This window comes from Blastococcus sp. TF02A-26 (assembly GCF_003319125.1).
GTDB lineage: Bacteria > Actinomycetota > Actinomycetes > Mycobacteriales > Geodermatophilaceae > Trujillonella.
Map to the genome: position 1 here is coordinate 1 of NZ_QOHG01000017.1, position 17,192 is coordinate 17,192.

At 74.0% G+C, this 17,192-nt stretch carries 13 protein-coding genes; 5 read left to right on the forward strand and 8 right to left on the reverse strand.

Annotated features, from left to right (window positions below):
• Window positions 1–184: 184 nt before the first annotated feature.
• The 7 genes from DQ240_RS17485 to dnaK all read right to left on the reverse strand — a co-directional run bounded on the left by DQ240_RS17485 (window position 185) and on the right by dnaK (window position 7,183).
• Window positions 185–1,780: a DHA2 family efflux MFS transporter permease subunit gene (locus DQ240_RS17485; protein WP_233498800.1), complete on the reverse strand. Its 1,596-nt coding sequence runs from the start codon at window positions 1,778–1,780 to the stop codon at window positions 185–187.
• Between the two features lie 41 nt (window positions 1,781–1,821).
• Complete coding sequence (locus DQ240_RS17490; RefSeq protein ID WP_113840908.1) at window positions 1,822–2,310, reverse strand: MarR family winged helix-turn-helix transcriptional regulator; 489 nt, start codon at window positions 2,308–2,310, stop codon at window positions 1,822–1,824.
• A gap of 108 nt (window positions 2,311–2,418) precedes the next feature.
• Window positions 2,419–2,916 carry a MarR family winged helix-turn-helix transcriptional regulator gene (locus DQ240_RS17495; RefSeq protein WP_233498801.1) on the reverse strand — a complete coding sequence of 166 codons (498 nt, stop codon included), beginning with the start codon at window positions 2,914–2,916 and terminating at the stop codon, window positions 2,419–2,421.
• The gene (locus tag DQ240_RS17500) at window positions 2,913–3,383 is read right to left on the reverse strand and encodes a heat shock protein transcriptional repressor HspR (RefSeq protein ID WP_113840909.1); all 471 of its coding nucleotides are present in this window, start codon (window positions 3,381–3,383) and stop codon (window positions 2,913–2,915) included. Before DQ240_RS17500 ends, DQ240_RS17495 begins: the two co-directional genes overlap by 4 nt.
• On the reverse strand, window positions 3,380–4,600 hold the full coding sequence (dnaJ, locus tag DQ240_RS17505) for a molecular chaperone DnaJ (RefSeq protein WP_113840910.1): 1,221 nt from the start codon (window positions 4,598–4,600) through the stop codon (window positions 3,380–3,382). The genes DQ240_RS17500 and dnaJ overlap by 4 nt, the downstream gene beginning before the upstream one ends.
• A 19-nt stretch (window positions 4,601–4,619) precedes the next feature.
• Complete coding sequence (gene grpE / locus DQ240_RS17510; RefSeq protein ID WP_113840911.1) at window positions 4,620–5,318, reverse strand: nucleotide exchange factor GrpE; 699 nt, start codon at window positions 5,316–5,318, stop codon at window positions 4,620–4,622.
• Window positions 5,315–7,183: a molecular chaperone DnaK gene (gene dnaK, locus DQ240_RS17515; protein ID WP_113840912.1), complete on the reverse strand. Its 1,869-nt coding sequence runs from the start codon at window positions 7,181–7,183 to the stop codon at window positions 5,315–5,317. Before dnaK ends, grpE begins: the two co-directional genes overlap by 4 nt.
• Window positions 7,184–7,520: 337 nt before the next feature.
• Here dnaK and DQ240_RS17520 point away from each other — a divergent pair, with 337 nt between their 5' ends.
• The 4 genes from DQ240_RS17520 to DQ240_RS17535 all read left to right on the forward strand — a co-directional run bounded on the left by DQ240_RS17520 (window position 7,521) and on the right by DQ240_RS17535 (window position 13,576).
• Window positions 7,521–8,513: a type IV toxin-antitoxin system AbiEi family antitoxin domain-containing protein gene (locus tag DQ240_RS17520; protein ID WP_113840913.1), complete on the forward strand. Its 993-nt coding sequence runs from the start codon at window positions 7,521–7,523 to the stop codon at window positions 8,511–8,513.
• Between the two features lie 322 nt (window positions 8,514–8,835).
• Window positions 8,836–11,121, forward strand: coding sequence for a (Fe-S)-binding protein (locus DQ240_RS17525; protein ID WP_113840914.1), 2,286 nt, complete (start codon window positions 8,836–8,838; stop codon window positions 11,119–11,121).
• Window positions 11,122–11,203: 82 nt separating this feature from the next.
• Window positions 11,204–12,169 carry a DUF389 domain-containing protein gene (locus DQ240_RS17530; RefSeq protein WP_113840915.1) on the forward strand — a complete coding sequence of 322 codons (966 nt, stop codon included), beginning with the start codon at window positions 11,204–11,206 and terminating at the stop codon, window positions 12,167–12,169.
• A 54-nt stretch (window positions 12,170–12,223) separates the two neighbouring features.
• Window positions 12,224–13,576, forward strand: coding sequence for an MFS transporter (locus tag DQ240_RS17535; RefSeq protein WP_113840916.1), 1,353 nt, complete (start codon window positions 12,224–12,226; stop codon window positions 13,574–13,576).
• Here the strand turns inward: DQ240_RS17535 and dcd are convergent.
• Window positions 13,542–14,132, reverse strand: coding sequence for a dCTP deaminase (gene dcd / locus DQ240_RS17540; protein ID WP_113840917.1), 591 nt, complete (start codon window positions 14,130–14,132; stop codon window positions 13,542–13,544). The genes DQ240_RS17535 and dcd overlap by 35 nt on opposite strands.
• A gap of 157 nt (window positions 14,133–14,289) precedes the next feature.
• On the opposite strand from dcd, the gene DQ240_RS17545 reads away from it, so the two are divergent.
• Window positions 14,290–17,070, forward strand: a complete 2,781-nt coding sequence (locus DQ240_RS17545) for a S8 family serine peptidase (RefSeq protein WP_147262018.1) — start codon at window positions 14,290–14,292, stop codon at window positions 17,068–17,070.
• Window positions 17,071–17,192: the final 122 nt, after the last annotated feature.

The following is a 17,192-nucleotide window of genomic DNA, read 5'->3' on the forward strand; positions in this document are numbered from 1 at the left end:
CACATACGGCGACAGGCGAGACATCGGCACACGCCTCCGAGCACGACGAATCACGGAGGCTCGGCGCTTCCCCCTGCCGAGACGCGGCTCAACTTACGACGCTGTACTTCCGAGCGCGACCACTAGCCCCGGTACGACGGTGGCCCAGGACCCGATCGGGTCCTGGGCCACCGTCGTCTCCGGATCAGCGGGCGAGCGCGGGCTCCGGCTCGTCGGCCTGCTCGGCCTCGGCGCGCATCCGCTCCTCGCCGTTCTCGGTCTTCAGCGCGACCTCACGGATCAGCAGGATCGCCGCCACGGAGACCACCGCGACCACCGCGGACACCAGGAAGATCCGGCCGGTCGCGTCGCCGTAGGAGACCGTGATCAGCTCGCGGATCGCCGGCGGCGCCACGGAGAGGTCGGCCAGGCCGACGTCCCCGGAGCCCGAAGGGGCCGCCCCCGCCGGCAGCCCGGCGCTGATCAGCGAGCCGACCCGGGAGCTGAGCACCGCACCCAGGACCGAGACGCCGATCGTGCCGCCGAGGCTGCGGAAGAAGGCCACCGCCGAGCTGGCCGCGCCGAGGTCCTGCGCGGCGACGGTGTTCTGCACCGCCAGGACCAGGTTCTGCATCGTCATGCCGATCCCGGTGCCGAGCACGAACAGGAAGATCCCGAGCAGCGGCATGGGGGTCGCGTGGTCGATCGTGGCCAGCAGCCCGAAGCCGACGACGACGGCGAACGAGCCACCCACGAGGAAGCGCTTCCAGCGGCCGGTCCGGGTGATGAGGATGCCGGAGACGGTCGAGGAGATGAGCATGCCGGCGACCATCGGGATGGTCAGCAGGCCGGCCGCCGTCGGCGAGTAGCCGCGCGAGATCTGCAGGTACTGGCCGAGGAAGACCGACGACCCGAACATCGCCACACCGATCGCGACGCTGGCGATGATCGCCAGGGTGGTGGTGCGGTCACGGAACAGCCGCAGCGGCACGATCGGCTCGGCGGCCCGCATCTCGGTCACGATGAACGCCACGACCGCGAGCAGCCCACCGGTCAGGAACAGCGCCGTCTCGGCCGAGGCCCAGGCGAAGGTGTCGCCGGCCAGGGTGACCCAGATGAGCAGCGCCGAGACGCCCGCGGTCAGGAAGGCCGCGCCCATGTAGTCGATCCGCACGTCGCGCTTGGTCACCGGCAGGTGCAGGGTCCGCTGGAGCAGGACGAGCGCCACGGCCGCGAAGGGCACGCCGACGTAGAAGCACCAGCGCCAGCCCAGCCAGCTGGTGTCGACCAGCAGTCCGCCCAGCAGCGGGCCACCGACGGTGGCCACGGCCATGACGCTGCCGAGCAGGCCGGAGTACCGGCCGCGCTCGCGCGGGCTGATCATCGCGGCCATGGCGATCTGCACCAGCGCCTGCAGGCCACCGAGGCCCAGGCCCTGGAGGACGCGCCAGGCGATCAGCGTCTCCACCGACTGGGAGAGGCCGGCCAGCATCGAGCCGACGATGAAGATCACGATCGAGAGCTGGATCAGCAGCTTCTTGCTGAAGAGGTCGGCGAGCTTGCCCCAGATGGGCGTGGAGGCGGTCGAGGCCAGCAGGGTGGCCGTGACCACCCAGGTGTACTGGCTCTGCGAACCGCGCAGGTCGGTGATGATCGTGGGCAGGGCGTTGGACACGACGGTCGAGGACAGGAACGCCACGAACATCGCGAGCAACATCCCCGAGAGGGCCTCGAGGATCTGGCGGTGACTCATCCGGCCCTGCTGTTCCACGGGTGCCGGTGCGTCGACGGTGCTGGTCACGGTTCTCCTGGGTGATTCGGGGAGGGGCACGGCCGCGGCGGTCACGAGGCGGCCCGGGAGGTCACGAGGCGGCCCGCGTCGGTCGCGGTGGCGTGCTCGAGGTCGACGAGGAGGCGCTCCACCAGCTCGGAGAGGCGCACGGCGTCGTCCTCGTCCCAGCCGGCGAGCGCGGAGGCCGCCCAGTCATCGCGCAGGGCGCGGGTGGTGGCCAGCGCGGCGGTGCCGGCGTCGGTGAGCCGCAGCAGGCTCGCGCGGCCGTCCCGGGGGTCGGGACGGCGCTCGACGTAACCGGCCCGCTCGAGGACGGCCACCTGCCGGCTGGCGACCGAGACGTCGACGCCGAGCGCTCCGGCCAGGGCGCTGCAGCGCTGCTCCCCGCCCTGCTCGAGCGGGACGAGGATCGCCCAGCCGTAGGAGGGCAGATCGCCGTAGAGGGAGCCGGCGGCGTGCACCGAGAGGTGGCGGCCGGCGCGGACCAGCTGGGCGAGACCGCTGGTCAGCCGGAGACGGGTGTCGGGCGTGGTGGGCATGGATCCCTCGATGTCAGGTACTTGCTGACAGCAACCATATATCCACTTGGTTGGCGTCTGCAACGACTGACACGCGTGACGTGCACCATGCCCCTCCGACGAGGGACCTCAGGGCGCTGCGGTCCCCCGGGCCTGCGCCTCACCCAGCCGGTTGAACCGGCCCAGCAGCTCACCGAGCCGGGCGACGTCCTCCACCGGCCAGTGCGACAGGTCGTCCTCCCAGCGGGCCCGGCGGGCCTCCCGGATCCGGGCGAGCCGCGCCGCACCCTCGGGCGAGGGGGTCAGCACCTGCGCACGCCCGTCGGAGGGGTCGGCCTCACGGCTGACGAGCCCCAGCTCGACCAGCGAGGACACCTGGCGGCTCACCGTGCTCTTGTCCAGCCCGAGCCGGACGACCAGGTCGGTCGCCCGCAGCGGCCCGGCGTCGGCCAGCAGTGCCAGCAGCCCGTAGGCCGCGCCGTCGAGCTCCGGGTGCAGCTCCCGGGCCAGCCGGGTGCTCATCGCCCGCGACCGGCGCAGCAGCAACCCGATCTCCCGCTCGACGGCGACGTAGGCCTCGTGGGTGTCGCCCGGGCGGTCCGTGCTCGTCGGGTCCCCGGCGCTCACCGCGACTCCCGCGGGCGCCACACCACGAGCGCCGAGGTGGCCGGCCGCATCGGCACCAGGGCGCCGCCGTAGCCGGGATCGCCCCCGTACCCGGCGCGCGCCGCGGACTCGGCGGCCATCCGGCGGTTCTCGGACACCTCGAGCTCCTCGATGAGCTCGCGCACGCGGTGCTGCAGCGCCTCGACCTGCGACTCCAGCTCGATGATCCGCTTGATCCCGGCGAGGTTGACGCCGTCCTCCTGCGAGAGGCGCTGCACCTCCCGCAGGAGCGCGACGTCGCGCGGGCTGTACCGGCGGCCGCCGCCGGCGGTCCGGCCGGGCCGGACCAGGCCGAGGCGGTCGTACTGGCGCAGGGTCTGCGCGTGCATGCCCGCCAGCTCGGCGGCCACGGAGATCACGAAGACCGGCGCGTCCTCGGCGACCGCCCGGGCCGCGTCCGCACGACCGCCGTCGGTCGGGGCCGTCATCGCGCGCCCCCACCGGAGACGGCCGCGGTGATCCGCGGCCGCGGGTCACCGAGCTCGGCCTCGAGGGTCTTGATCGCCTGCTCGGCCACGGCCGAGACCCGCTTGGGGACGGCGACCTCGACGGTGACCAGCAGGTCGCCGGCGCGCCCCTTGCCCGGCACGCCGCGACCGCGCACCCGCAGGGTCTGGCCGCTCGCGGTCCCGGCCGGGACCCGCAGGGAGACGTTGCCGTCGAGCGTGGGCACCGTCAGCGTCGTGCCGAGGGTGGCCTCGCCGAAGGTGATCGGGACGCTCAGCGTGAGGTCGTTGCCGTTGCGGCCGAACAGCTCGTGCTCGGCGACGTGGACGACGACGAACAGGTCGCCGGCCGGTCCGCCGCGCCGTCCGGGGGCCCCCTTGCCGGCCAGCCGGATGCGCTGGCCGTCCTTGACGCCGGCCGGGATGCGCACCGTGATGGTCCGCGTCTGGGTGGTCACGCCGCTGCCGGTGCAGGTCGGGCAGGGGTCGTCGACGACCTGACCGCTGCCGCGGCAGTTGCGGCACGGCTCGGAGAAGGCGAACGCGCCCTGACTGCGGCTGGTCACCCCCGCGCCCTGGCACACCGGGCAGGTGTGCGGCGAGGTGCCGGGCTTCGCCCCGCTGCCGGCGCAGGTCGGGCAGGTGCCCGGGCTCTGCATCCGCAGCGGCACGGTCACCCCGAGGACGGCCTCCTCGAAGGAGAGCGTCGCCTCGGTCTCGACGTCCTGGCCGCGGGCCGGACCGGACGCGGCCTGGCTGCGCGCGCGAGCGCTGCCGGGCGCCGCCCCGCCGCCGCCGAAGAGCCCCCCGAGCAGGTCCCCGAGGCCGCCGGCACCACCGGCGCCCCCGGCCCGCGCGCCGCCCGCGGCGCCGAACAGGTCACCGAGGTCGAACGGCTGACCGGCACCGGCGTTGTTCGGGAAGCCGCCGGGGAAGCCGGCCCGGGCGCCCGCGCCGCCGGACCCGAACAGCCGCCGGGCCTCGTCGTACTCGGCCCGCCGCTTGGGGTCCGACAGCACGTCATAGGCCTCGGAGACGTCCTTGAAGCGGGCCTCGGCGTCGGCGTTGCCCGGGTTCTTGTCCGGGTGCAGGTCGCGGGCGAGCTGGCGGTAGGCCTTCTTGATCGCGGCCGCGTCGGCGTCCTGGGCGACGCCCAGCGCGGCGTAGTAGTCCTTCTCGATGAAGTCCCGGGTGCTCATCGGGCGCCTCCTCTCGTGCTCAGTCGGACGCCGGGGAGCCGTCGGCCGGCTCCTCCGCGGCCGGGGCGCTCGCGGCCGGGGTCTCGGGCTCGGTCACCGCGACCATGGCGGTGCGCAGCACGCGGTCACCGCGGCGGAAGCCCTGCCGGAGGATCGTGCTGGCCGTCGGCACGGTCACGTCGGCGGACGTGTCGTGCATGACCGCCTCGTGCAGCGCCGGGTCGAACTCGTCGCCGCTCGCGCCGAACGCCTCGACCCCGAGGCCGTCGAGCACCCCGAGCACCCGGTCGGCCACGACCTTGAAGGCACCGGTCAGGTCGCCGTGGTCCCGGGCGCGCTCGATGTCGTCGACGATCGGGAAGAGCCCGGCGGCGAACCGCTCGGCGGCCTGGTCGGCGACCAGCGCGCGGTCGCGGTCGACGCGGCGCCGGTAGTTGGCGTACTCGGCGGTGACCCGCTGGAGGTCCTCGGTCCGCTCGGCCAGCTGGCGGGCGAGGTCGCCGTCCGCCGGGCTGCCGCTGTCCGGCTCCGCCGCGGGCTGGGCGGGCGTCACCGTCTCGTTCTCGCTCATCTGCTCCCCTGCTGCAGGACTGGTGGGCGGGCCCGGCGGGGAGCCGGCCGGCTGTGCGCCGGCCGGCTCCCGCACCGTGCCGCTGGTGGGGTCGATCCGCCGCTTGTCACGGATCACGACCCGCGGCTGCTCGTCCCCCGTCGTCATCGGCGGGTGTCGTCCTCGTCGACGATCTCGGCGTCGACGACGTCGTCGTCACCGGCCGGAGCGCCGGCGGGACCGCCGGCCTCCGGGCCGGCCCCGCCCGCGGCACCCGCCGCGCCCGCCTCGGCCTGCTGCGCGTAGAGCGCGCCGCCGACCTCCTGCGAGATGCGGGCCACCTTCTCCTGCGACGCCTTGATGGCCGCCATGTCGGAGCCGCCGAGGGCCGAGCGCAGCTCGGTCAGCGCCTCGCCGAGCTCCTCCTTCTTGTCGGCCGGGATCTTCTCACCGTTCTCGGCCAGGAACTTCTCGGTCTGGTACTGCAGCGACTCCGCCAGGTTGCGGGTCTCGGCCTCGTCGCGGCGGCGCTTGTCGTCCTCGGCGTGGGCCTCGGCGTCGCGCATCATCCGCTCGATGTCCTCCTTGGGGAGGGCCGAGCCACCCGTGATCGTCATCGACTGCTCCTTGCCCGTGCCCAGGTCCTTGGCGGACACGTGCACGATGCCGTTCGCGTCGATGTCGAAGGCCACCTCGATCTGCGGGACGCCGCGCGGCGCCGGGGGCAGACCGGTCAGCTCGAACATGCCGAGCTTCTTGTTGTACATGGCCATCTCGCGCTCGCCCTGGAACACCTGGATCTGCACCGACGGCTGGTTGTCGTCGGCCGTCGTGAAGATCTCCGAGCGCTTGGTCGGGATCGTGGTGTTCCGCTCGATGAGCTTCGTCATGATCCCGCCCTTGGTCTCGATGCCGAGGGACAGCGGGGTGACGTCGAGCAGCAGGACGTCCTTGACCTCGCCCTTGAGGACGCCGGCCTGCAGGGCCGCACCGATCGCGACGACCTCGTCCGGGTTGACGCCCTTGTTGGGCTCCTTGCCGCCGGTCAGCTCCTTGACGAGCTCGGAGACGGCGGGCATGCGGGTCGAGCCACCCACGAGGACGACGTGGTCGATCTGGCCGACGGAGATGCCGGCGTCGCGCACGGCCTGGTTGAACGGCGCGCGGCAGCGGTCGAGCAGGTCCTGCGTGAGCCGCTGGAACTCCGCGCGGGTGATCGTGACGTCCAGGTGCAGCGGACCGTCGGCCCCGGCGGTGATGTAGGGCAGGTTCACGTTGGTCGACTGCGCGCCGGACAGCTCGATCTTCGCCTTCTCGGCGGCCTCGCGGAGCCGCTGCATGGCGAGCTTGTCCTTGGACAGGTCGATGCCGTTCTGGGCGTTGAACGTCTGCACCAGGTGCTTGACGACGCGCTCGTCCCAGTCGTCACCACCGAGCAGGTTGTCGCCCGCGGTGGCCTTGACCTCGATGACGCCCTCGCCGATCTCCAGCAGCGAGACGTCGAAGGTGCCACCACCGAGGTCGAAGACGAGGATCGTCTGCTCGCTCTCGCCCTTGTCCAGCCCGTAGGCCAGCGCGGCGGCGGTCGGCTCGTTGACGATGCGCAGGACGTTGAGGCCCGCGATCTCCCCGGCCTCCTTGGTGGCCTGGCGCTGCGCGTCCTCGAAGTAGGCGGGGACGGTGATGACGGCGTCGGTCACCGGCTCGCCCAGGTAGGTCTCGGCGTCCCGCTTGAGCTTCTGCAGGATGCGGGCGCTGATCTCCTGCGGCGTGTACTGCTTGCCGTCGATCTCGCTGGTCTTCCAGTCGGTGCCCATGTGCCGCTTGACGCTGCGGATGGTGCGGTCGACGTTGGTGACCGCCTGGTTCTTGGCCGACTGCCCGACGAGGACCTCGCCGTTCTTGGCGAAGGCGACGACCGAGGGCGTCGTGCGCGAGCCCTCGGAGTTGGCGATGACCGTCGGCTCGCCGCCCTCCAGGACGGTGACGACGGAGTTCGTGGTGCCGAGGTCGATTCCGACCGCTCGAGCCATGGAGTGGCCTCTCTTCCGTAGTGCGAGGGGTGCTGCGTGGTCACGGGGGCCGCCGAGGGACGCCGTCGACCATCTTGCGTCGGGTCCGCTCAACTTTCCTGCCCACCCTAACGGCACGCCGCGCCACGGTGTTCCCGGGTGCCGCACGTGGCGTGGACCACGCAGCGCCGTGCTCCACGCCCCTGCCGCGGCACTGCCGCGCTACGGGGGCGGGTGCCGCGCTGTGGGACGGCGATCGCGCCCGTACGGCGGCACCCGGCTCGTCCACCGCCGCGCGTGCTGTCCACAGCTCCGCCACCGCCGCCCGCCCTCCGGCGCGGATGCCGAGGCTGATGCCGTGCACCCACTCCTGCGCGCGGCCGCCGACCGTCGGCTCGGGATCTTCACGACGGTCGACGCACGACGGGCCGGCTACGGCTCCGACGAGATCCGCCACCTCCTCCGGTCCGGCACATGGCGTCGCCTGCGCCGCGGCGTCCACGTGTCCACCGAGGACCTGGACCGCGCCGTGGCCAGAGGTCGAGGGCACTGGCTCGAGGCGCTGGCGGTACAGGTCGCCCTCGGCCGGCCCCAGGCCGCGCTGAGCCACCTCACGGCCTGCCGGCTCTGGGGTCTGCCGATCCCCCGGGACGCCGATCCGATCATCCGGCTCACCGACCCGACGCACACGCGGACCGGACGCGGCTACCGCGTCACCTGCGGGCCGCTGGACGACGACGAGATCCGCACCGGTGGACCGCTGCGCGTGACCAGTCCCGCCCGGACGTTGGTCGACTGCGCACGGGAGGGCCCGCTCCAGGACGCCGTCATCGCGATGGACCGCGCCCTGCTGATCAAGCGACTGACGGTGGCGGAGCTGGCGACCGCCGCCGCCCGGGCCGCGCGCTGGGCAGGGGGGCCCCGGGCGCTGCGTGCGGTCTCTCTCGCCGACGGTCGGGCCGAGTCGCCGCTCGAGACGCGCGGCCGCCTGCGGATCCTCGGCGCCGCACTGCCGCCGTTCGACCTCCAGCGGGAGATCTGGGTCGACGGCCGGATGGTCGCCGTCGCCGACCTCTGGTTCGACGACGCCGCCGTGATGGTCGAGTTCGACGGCGAGGTGGAGTACACCGACCCGTGGCGCGACCCCGGTCGCGTCCTGTGGGACGAGAAGCGCCGGGAGGACACGGTGCGCGCTCTCGACGTCGGCGTCGTCCGCGTCGTGTCGGCGGACCTCGGCGGCGGATGGCCCGCCCTCGAAGCACGCCTGCGCCACCTCACGAGCGGACCCGGACCGGCGCGGAGGCGGTTCACCACCGTCCCGCGCACCGAGGGGAGGGTCCGCGCCGGCTGACAGGACCGGCAGTGCCGCGGTGCGGGAACGGCTGCCGCCCTGCGACGCGGCGGTCACCCCTCCACCGCGGCACCCGGGAGGACGACGGGGAGGCACGGCCGGGAAGCGAGGGTCCGCGGACGTCACGGGCGGGCGGCGGTTCTGGTTACCGGCGAGTAGCCTGAGGCCGCGCCGCTATCGTGCGCAGGCGTGCGGGCAGCAGCGCCCGTGGCGGTCCGCCGCCGGCCTCCCACGGCCGGCGCGCGACGGCGTCGGCTCCCGCCCTCGCCCGCGGACCGGAGATCGTCCGACGCCGACGGGCGTCCGGGAGGGAAGCACATCCATGACGGGTCCGCTGCAGGTCGTCCTCGGGACGATCAGCGTCCTGTTCCTGATCGTCGCATCCGTGCTCGCCTACCGGGCGGTCCGCGCGATGATCCGCATCATCAAGATCGGCCAGCCCGACAGCAGCCGCAACGGCCCGGTCGGCCCGCGCCTCAAGACGCTCGCGGTCGAGTCGCTCGGCCACACCCGGATGCTCAAGTGGTCGGCCATCGGCGCCGCCCACTGGTTCGTCTTCCTCGGCTTCTACGGCCTGTTCCTCACCCTGGTCGAGGCGTTCGGCGAGGTCTGGAACCCGGAGTTCCACCTGCCGCTCATCGGTGAGTGGAGCCTGTGGAACCTCTTCGCCGACATCATCGGCACCGGCACGATCCTCGGGATCATCTACCTGATCTACCGGCGCCAGCGGGACCACCCGCGCCGGCAGGGCCGCACGAGCCGCTTCGCCGGGTCGAACGAGGGCCGCGGCTACTTCGTCGAGGCCGTCGTCCTCACCGTCGGCGTCTGCATCCTGCTGATCCGCGCGCTCAAGGTCTCCTCCCACCTGACCGACGCCCCCGGCTGGTCGCACCCGGTCTCCGGCGCCCTGGCGAACGTGCTGCCCGACAGCCCGACCCTGCTCTCGGTCGTCGCCTTCATCAAGATCGTCGTCTCGCTGACCTGGCTCGTGGTCATCAGCCGCATCCTCAACATGGGCGTGGCCTGGCACCGGTTCAGCGCCTTCTTCAACATCTACTTCAAGCGGAACGACGACGGCACCGTCGCCCTCGGCCCGCTGCAGCCGATGACCTCGAACGGCAAGCCGATCGACTTCGAGGACCCCGGCGAGGACGACGTCTTCGGTCGCGGCAAGATCGAGGACTTCACCTGGAAGGGCATGCTCGACTTCACCACCTGCACGGAGTGCGGTCGGTGCCAGAGCCAGTGCCCGGCGTGGAACACCGGCAAGCCCCTGTCGCCGAAGATGGTGATCATGGACCTGCGGGACCACCTCTACGCGAAGGCCCCGTACCTGCTGGGTGAGAAGACCGCCGCCGAGACCGCGCCGGACTACGACATCCTCAAGCCCAGCGACGAGCAGGTCTGGGCGTCGGGGTACGCCCGCATCGAGGGCACCAACGACGCCCAGGCGCACCGCCCGCTGGTCGGCACCCTCGAGGAGGGCGGGGTCATCGACCCCGACGTCCTGTGGAGCTGCACCAACTGCGGCGCCTGCGTCGAGCAGTGCCCGGTGGACATCGAGCACATCGACCACATCGACGACATGCGGCGCTACCAGGTGCTCATCGAGTCCAGCTTCCCGTCCGAGGCCGGCGTGATGATGCGCAACCTCGAGAACCGCGGGAACCCGTGGGGCGTCAGCCCGAGCACCCGCGGCGAGTGGATCAAGGAGATGGACTTCGAGATCGAGGTCGCCGACGGTCCGCTCGACGAGGACGTCGAGTACCTGTTCTGGGTCGGCTGCGCCGGCGCCATCGACGACCGCGCGAAGAAGACCACCAAGGCCGTCGCCGAGCTGCTGCACACCGCGGGCGTGCGGTTCGCCGTCCTCGGCGAGGGCGAGACCTGCTCGGGCGACCCGGCCCGCCGCATGGGCAACGAGTTCCTGTTCCAGATGCTGGCGCAGGAGAACGTCGCCACCCTCGACGGCGTCTTCGAGGGCCGCGTGCCCGGCATGCGCAAGGTCGTCACGACCTGCCCGCACTGCTTCAACTCGCTGGGCAAGGAGTACCCGCAGGTCGAGGGCCACTACGAGGTCGTGCACCACACGCAGCTGCTCAGCCAGCTGCTCGAGGACGGCCGGCTCACCCCGGTCACCCCGGTGGACCGCAAGATCACGTACCACGACCCGTGCTTCCTGGGCCGGCACAACAAGGTCTACACGCCGCCGCGCGAGATCCTCGACTCCGTCCAGGGCCTCTCCACCCAGGAGATGCACCGCTGCAAGGACCGCGGCTTCTGCTGCGGCGCCGGCGGCGCGCGCATGTGGATGGAGGAGAAGATCGGCAAGCGGATCAACGTGGAGCGCACCGAGGAGGCCCTCGGCCTCGACCCGGACGTCATCTCCACCGCCTGCCCGTTCTGCATCACGATGCTCTCGGACGCCCTCACGTCCAAGAAGCAGAACGGCGAGGCCGCCGAGCACGTCGAGGTCCTCGACGTCAGCCAGATCCTGCTCCGCTCGATGGCGCCGGTCGGCACCCCGGGCACGGAGATGGGGGCCGACGTCGGCACCAAGGACGACGACGTGGCCGGGACCGGCTCCGCGGCCACGCAGCACGACTGAGCACCACCCGCACCACCCCACGACGGCGCGTGTCCCCCTCAGGGGGCACGCGCCGTCGCGCGTCTGCGGATAGAACTGGCCGGTGCTCCTCCAGCTGCGGGTGACGGTCCCCCCGGACCGCACCGACGCCGTCCGCGACCTCTTCACCGCGTGCACGGGGACCGCCCACCTCGCCGTCCTCCCCGGTGCCGCGGTGAGCCCGCCCGGCGACCTCGTCCTCGCCGACGTCGCGCGCGAGTCCGCCGACGGGCTGATCCGCGCGCTGCGCGAGCTGCACGTCGACCGGGACGGCGCCATCGCCATGGAGACCGTGGACGCCGCGGTCTCGGCCGCCGCCGAGCGGGCGGAGGAGGCGGCCCCCGGCGACGGCGCCGACGCCGTGGTCTGGGAGCACGTGGTGCGCGCGACCGCCGCGGACTCGGCGCTGTCGGTCTCCTACCTGGCGTTCCTCACCATCGCGACGCTCCTCGCGGCCGCGGCGATCGTGAACGACTCGGCGATCCTCGTGATCGGGGCGATGGTGCTGGGGCCGGAGTTCGGGCCGCTGGCCGGGCTGGCGGTGGCCGCCGTCGACCGGCGGCGCTCCGTCGCCCGCACCGCGGCGCGGGCGATCGTCGTCGGCTTCGCCGTCGCCATCGCCGTCACCGCCCTGGTGTGCCTCGCCGGGCGCGGCCTGGGCTGGTTCGGCGTGGAGCTGCTCGGGTCCGAGCGCCCGCAGACGGGGTTCATCACCCGGCCCGACCGGTGGTCCTTCGTGGTCGCCGTCCTGGCCGGGGTGGCCGGCGTGCTGTCGCTGACCTCGGCGAAGAGCGGAGCGCTGGTCGGCGTCTTCATCTCGGTGACCACCGTGCCCGCCGCCGCGGACATCGCCCTGTCCCTGGCGCTCGGTGGTGCGGACGAGCTGGCCCGCGCCGCGCTGCAGCTCGGGATCAACCTCGCGGGGATCCTGCTCGCGGCGACGGCGACGCTGGCGGTGCAGCGGGCCGTCTGGCACCGCATGCCGCGGGTGGTGCCGCGGGTCGACGCCGTGCGGACGGCGACTCCTTAGCCCGGCGAAGGACCCGGTGGCGACCCCGCGCGTCCGCCGGAGGACCATCGACCGGTGACCCGCAGCGCCGACCGCACCACCCCCGCCCTCCCCGCGACGGCGGAACGGACCGGGGGCGGACGGCGGGGGCTGCTGCTCGTGGGCGTGGCCATCGTGCTCACCGGGCTGAACCTGCGCACGGCGGTCAACAGCGTCGGCCCGGTGCTGGAGGAGCTCGAGCGCGGCCTCGGCATCTCCAGCAGCGCGGCCGGGCTGATCACGACCATGCCGGTGCTGTGCTTCGCGGCCATCGGCTTCGCCGGTCCGCCGCTGGCCGCGCGCTACCGCGACGGCCACGTCCTCGCCGGCGCCCTGCTGGCCATGGCCGCCGGCCTGGTGGTCCGGGCGGTGGCCGGGTCCTTCGCCCTGTTCCTCGTCGGCACCGTTCTGGCGATGGTCGGCGGAGCCCTGGGCAACGTGCTGCTGCCGAGCCTGGTCAAGCGCCACTTCCCCACCCGGACCGGGCTGCTCGTGGGCGCCTACAGCGCCGCGATGGCCTCCGGTGGCGCCGTCGCGTCGCTGGCCGCCGCCCCGATCGCCGAGGCCGGTGGGGAGGACGGCTGGCGGTGGGCGCTCGGCGTCTGGGCGGTGCTGGCCGTGGTCGCCGCGCTGCCGTGGCTGGCGGTGCCGGCCCGGCCCGGCGCCTCCCGGGGCACGCACGTCGCCGTGCGGATGCGCTCCCTGGCCCGCAGCCCGCTCGCGATCGCGCTGGCGGTCTTCTTCGGGCTGCAGGCCACGCAGGCCTACGTCGTCGTCGGTTGGTCGGCGCAGTACCTGCGGGACTCGGGGCTCAGCGCGGCCACCGCGGGCCTGCTGCTCGCCCTGAACACCGCGGTGGTGATCCCGATCAACGCCGTCGTCCCCGCGCTGACCGTGCGACCGCACCTCCAGCGGCCGATGCTGCTGGGCTTCATGGCCTGCTACGTCGCCGGCTGGGTGGGCCTGTGGGTCGCGCCGACCGCGGCGCCGTGGCTGTGGATGTCCCTGCTGGCGGTCGGGCTGGGCACCTTCGCCATGGTCCTGACCCTCATCGGGCTGCGTGCCCGCACCCCGGAGACCACGGCCGCGCTGTCCACGGTCACCCAGGGCTGGGGCTACGTGCTCGCCGGCGTCGGGCCGCTGCTGGTCGGCGTCCTGCGCGGGAGCACGGGTGGCTACACGGGGATGTTCGTCATCGTCCTGGCCGGCGTCGCCGGGCTGACCGCCACCGGCTGGCTGGTCACGCGGCAGCGCTACGTCGACGACGAGGTCCCCGGCTGGGCACCGCGCCGGGAGGACGACGTGGTGGGGACGGCGAGCGGAGAGCCGCCCGTCGTCGTCAGGGAGCCGGTCGTCAGGGAGCCGGGCGGCGGGTCTCCGCGCGGGTGAAGTTCCGGAAGGACCGGGACGGCGTCGGTCCGCGCTGGTCCTGGTAGCGGGAGCCGTACACCGCCGAGCCGTACGGGTGCTCCGCGGCGCTGGTGAGCCGGAACAGGCAGAGCTGGCCGATCTTCATGCCGGGCCACAGCGTGATCGGCAGGTTCGCCACGTTGGACAGCTCCAGCGTGATGTGCCCCGAGAAGCCGGGGTCGACGAAACCGGCCGTGGAGTGCGTGAGCAGACCGAGCCGGCCCAGCGAGCTCTTGCCCTCCAGCCGGGCGGCGAGGTCGTCGGGGATGGAGACGACCTCCAGCGTCGAGCCGAGCACGAACTCGCCGGGGTGCAGCACGAAGGGCTCGTCGCCCTCCGGCTCGACCAGCGTGGTCAGGTCGTCCTGCTGCTGCGCGGGGTCGATGTGGGTGTACCGGGCGTTGTTGAACACCCGGAAGAACCGGTCCAGCCGGACGTCGATGCTCGACGGCTGGACCAGGCCGGGGTCGTGGGGCTCGATGCCCAGACGCCCCTCGGCGATCGCGGCCGTGATGTCGCGGTCGGACAGCAGCATGGCCGGAGTCTAGGGACACGCCGCGGTCACCCCTTCGGACTGATCCGGCGCCACCTGCCTCAAGACCCGCGCGGACCTGGTCGATCCCGTTCCGCCGGTCCATGCACGGACCGGTCGTCGTCCGGGGGAGCGCCCCGGCCCCGTGGGGAGAACATCCGTGCCACACCTGACCAGGCGTGCCCAGGCCGTCGTCCTCGTGACGGCGGCCGTGGCCGGCTACTCCGGCGCCGCCGTGTACTCGGCTCTGGCGGGTCCGGACCTGCCACCGGTGCAGATCGCGAGCGACTTCGGGCCCGGTGACGGGCTCACCCGGTACGTGGTGACCGCGAGCGCCGGGGACGCCACCCCGCTGCTCGGGGCGCTGGAGGTCCTGCCCGGCGTCGCCAGCGCCCAGCGGCTGACCGACGGCAGCGCCCTGGTCGCCACCGACGGCCTCGCCCCCGACGTGCTGCGCGCGGTGACCGGCGTGGCCGACGTCGCCCCCAGCCCGACGCTCCCGGTGTTCGGCACCGTGACCGACCCGTACTGGTCGTCCTACGGCTGGAACCTGGAGAACAGCGGCAGCAACGCCTACCAGCAGAGCGCCGTCGCCGACGCCGACGCCGACGCGACCGCGGGCTGGGAGGCCGGCACGGGCGGTGGCGTCGTGGTGGCCGTCGTCGACACCGGCTACGACTCCGACCACCCGGACCTGGCCGGGGCGCTGTGGACCAACCCCGACGAGCGCTGCGGCGGCGCGGACACCGACGGCAACGGCAAGGCCGGCGACTGCCACGGCTGGAACTTCACGACCAACTCCGCCGACGTCGACAACGGCGTCAACGGCACGCACGGGGCCAGCGTGGCCGGCGCCGTGGGCGCCCGCGCCGGCAACGGCCGGGGGACGGCGGGCATCGCGCCCGAGGTCACGATCATGCCGCTGGTCATCGGCAGCGGCAGCGGCGTCGACGTGATGCTGGGTGCCGAGGCGATCCGCTACGCCGCCGACCACGGCGCGGACGTCGTCAACGCCTCGTGGGGCGGCCAGGTGAGCGGCTACCCGCTCACCGTGCTCCGCTCCGCGGTCGCCTACGCCGCGACGAAGGGCACCATCGTGGTGGCCGCGGCGGGCAACGACTCCGCCGACCGCGACACGTCGCCGGTGTACCCGGCGAGCCTCACCGAGGACACGGTGGTCACCGTCGGCGCGACGACCGCCTCGGACACGGTCAGCGACTTCTCCGCCTACGGCGCGACGTCGGTCGACGTGTTCGCCCCTGGCACGCTGGTCTTCAGCACCTGGAACGACGGCGGCTACCGGCTGACCAGCGGCACCTCGATCGCCGCACCGCAGGTGGCGGGGGCCCTGGCGCTGTACCGGGCGGCCATGCCCGGAGCCACCCCGCAGGAGGTCCGGCAGGCGCTGCTGGACGACGCACAGCGGGTCCCCGCGCTGGCGGGCCGTGCGGTGACCGGGGGCCGGCTGACCCTCGAGGGGCTGGCGGCGGTCGGTACCGGCGCCGTCCGGTACAGCTTCGCGTCGGTGAACGCCCCGGCCGCCGGCCCGGTGACGCCGACGGTGAGCGTGACCGGCACCGCCGCGGCGGGCACCTACGCGGTCACCCTGGGCCTGGGCATGGCCCACGACGGCGAGGTCTGGGCCGTCGCCGACGAGCCGATCACCCTCGCCGGCGCGACCCTGACCACCGGGGACACCGGCATGGTCGGCTTCACCCTGGGCGGCCGCGCCTCGCTCGACGGCCTGGTGCTCTCCCCGCGCCTGGACCTGGGTGAGGGCCGCTACGTGCTCACCGTCCAGCTGTACCGCGACGGGGACCCGCTGGGTCGCACCACCGCCGTGCCGGTGCTGGTGGGCGCTGCGGCGACGACGCCACCGGCCGATCCGGGGACCGGCGGGGGCACCACCCCCGGCACGGGCGGCGGCACCACTCCGGGCTCGGGAGGCAGCGGCTCCGGCGGTGGCACGCCCGGCACCGGTGGCGGCACCACCCCGGGCTCGGGCGGCGGCACCACCCCGGGCACCACGCCGGGCACCACGCCCGGCGGCACCGGCGGCGGCACGCCCGGCACCGGCGGCAGCGGCACCCCGGGTACCGGCGGCGGCACCACCCCGGGCACCACGCCCGGAGACAGCGGAGCCGGCACCACGCCCGGCGACAGCGGGGCCGGCACCACGCCCGGCACCGGTGGGAGCGGCAGCACCCCCGGCAGCACCCCCGGCACCACGCCGGGCAGCGGCGGCTCCGGCACGGGCGGCTCGGGTACGGGCGGCTCGGGTACCGGCGGCGCCGGCTCCGGGGGCACCACGCCCGGCTCCGGGGGCACCGCGCCGGGCGGCGGGGGCACCGCGCCGGGCGGCGGGACCATCACCTATCCCGCGACCGGTCCCTTCCAGGTCACCTCCATCAACCCCACGCAGGTACCCGAGGCGGGCGGCACGACCGTGACCGTCACGGCCCAGGCGCTGCCTGCCGGTGTCCGGGTCCGTGTCGGCGACACGGCCGCGGCGACGGTGGTCAGCTCCTCGACCACCCGGGTGGTCTTCCGGGCGCCGGCCCGTTCGGCCGGCACCTACGACGTCCACCTGTTCGCCCCCGACGGCACCACCCAGGTGCTGACCGGCGCGCTGACGTACGTCGGTGCCGCCGGGACCGGCGGCGGGACCCCCGGGACGGGCGGCGGGACCCCGCCGGGCACCGGCGGGGGCACCACGCCCGCGCCGGGCGGCACGACGCCGGGCACCACGCCGGGTGGCACGCCGCCGGGCGGGTCCACGCCCGGTGGGACCACACCGGATGGCTCGACGCCGGGCACCGGGGCCTCGAGCACGACCGGGCCGAACGGCGAGCGGCTGGTCCGCACGACACGGTTCGGCTCGCTCGACGCCGCGTTCTGGGCGATGGACTGCTCCACGTCCTGCTACGGCCGGGCGCTCTGACGGCACCCGCACCACCGCACCACCGCAGCGCCCGTCCGGGACCCCCGGGCGGGCGCTGCGGCGCTCACGGGAAGCGGCCGAACCGGTTCCGGCCGACCGAGGCACTGCCGATGAGGGAGGCG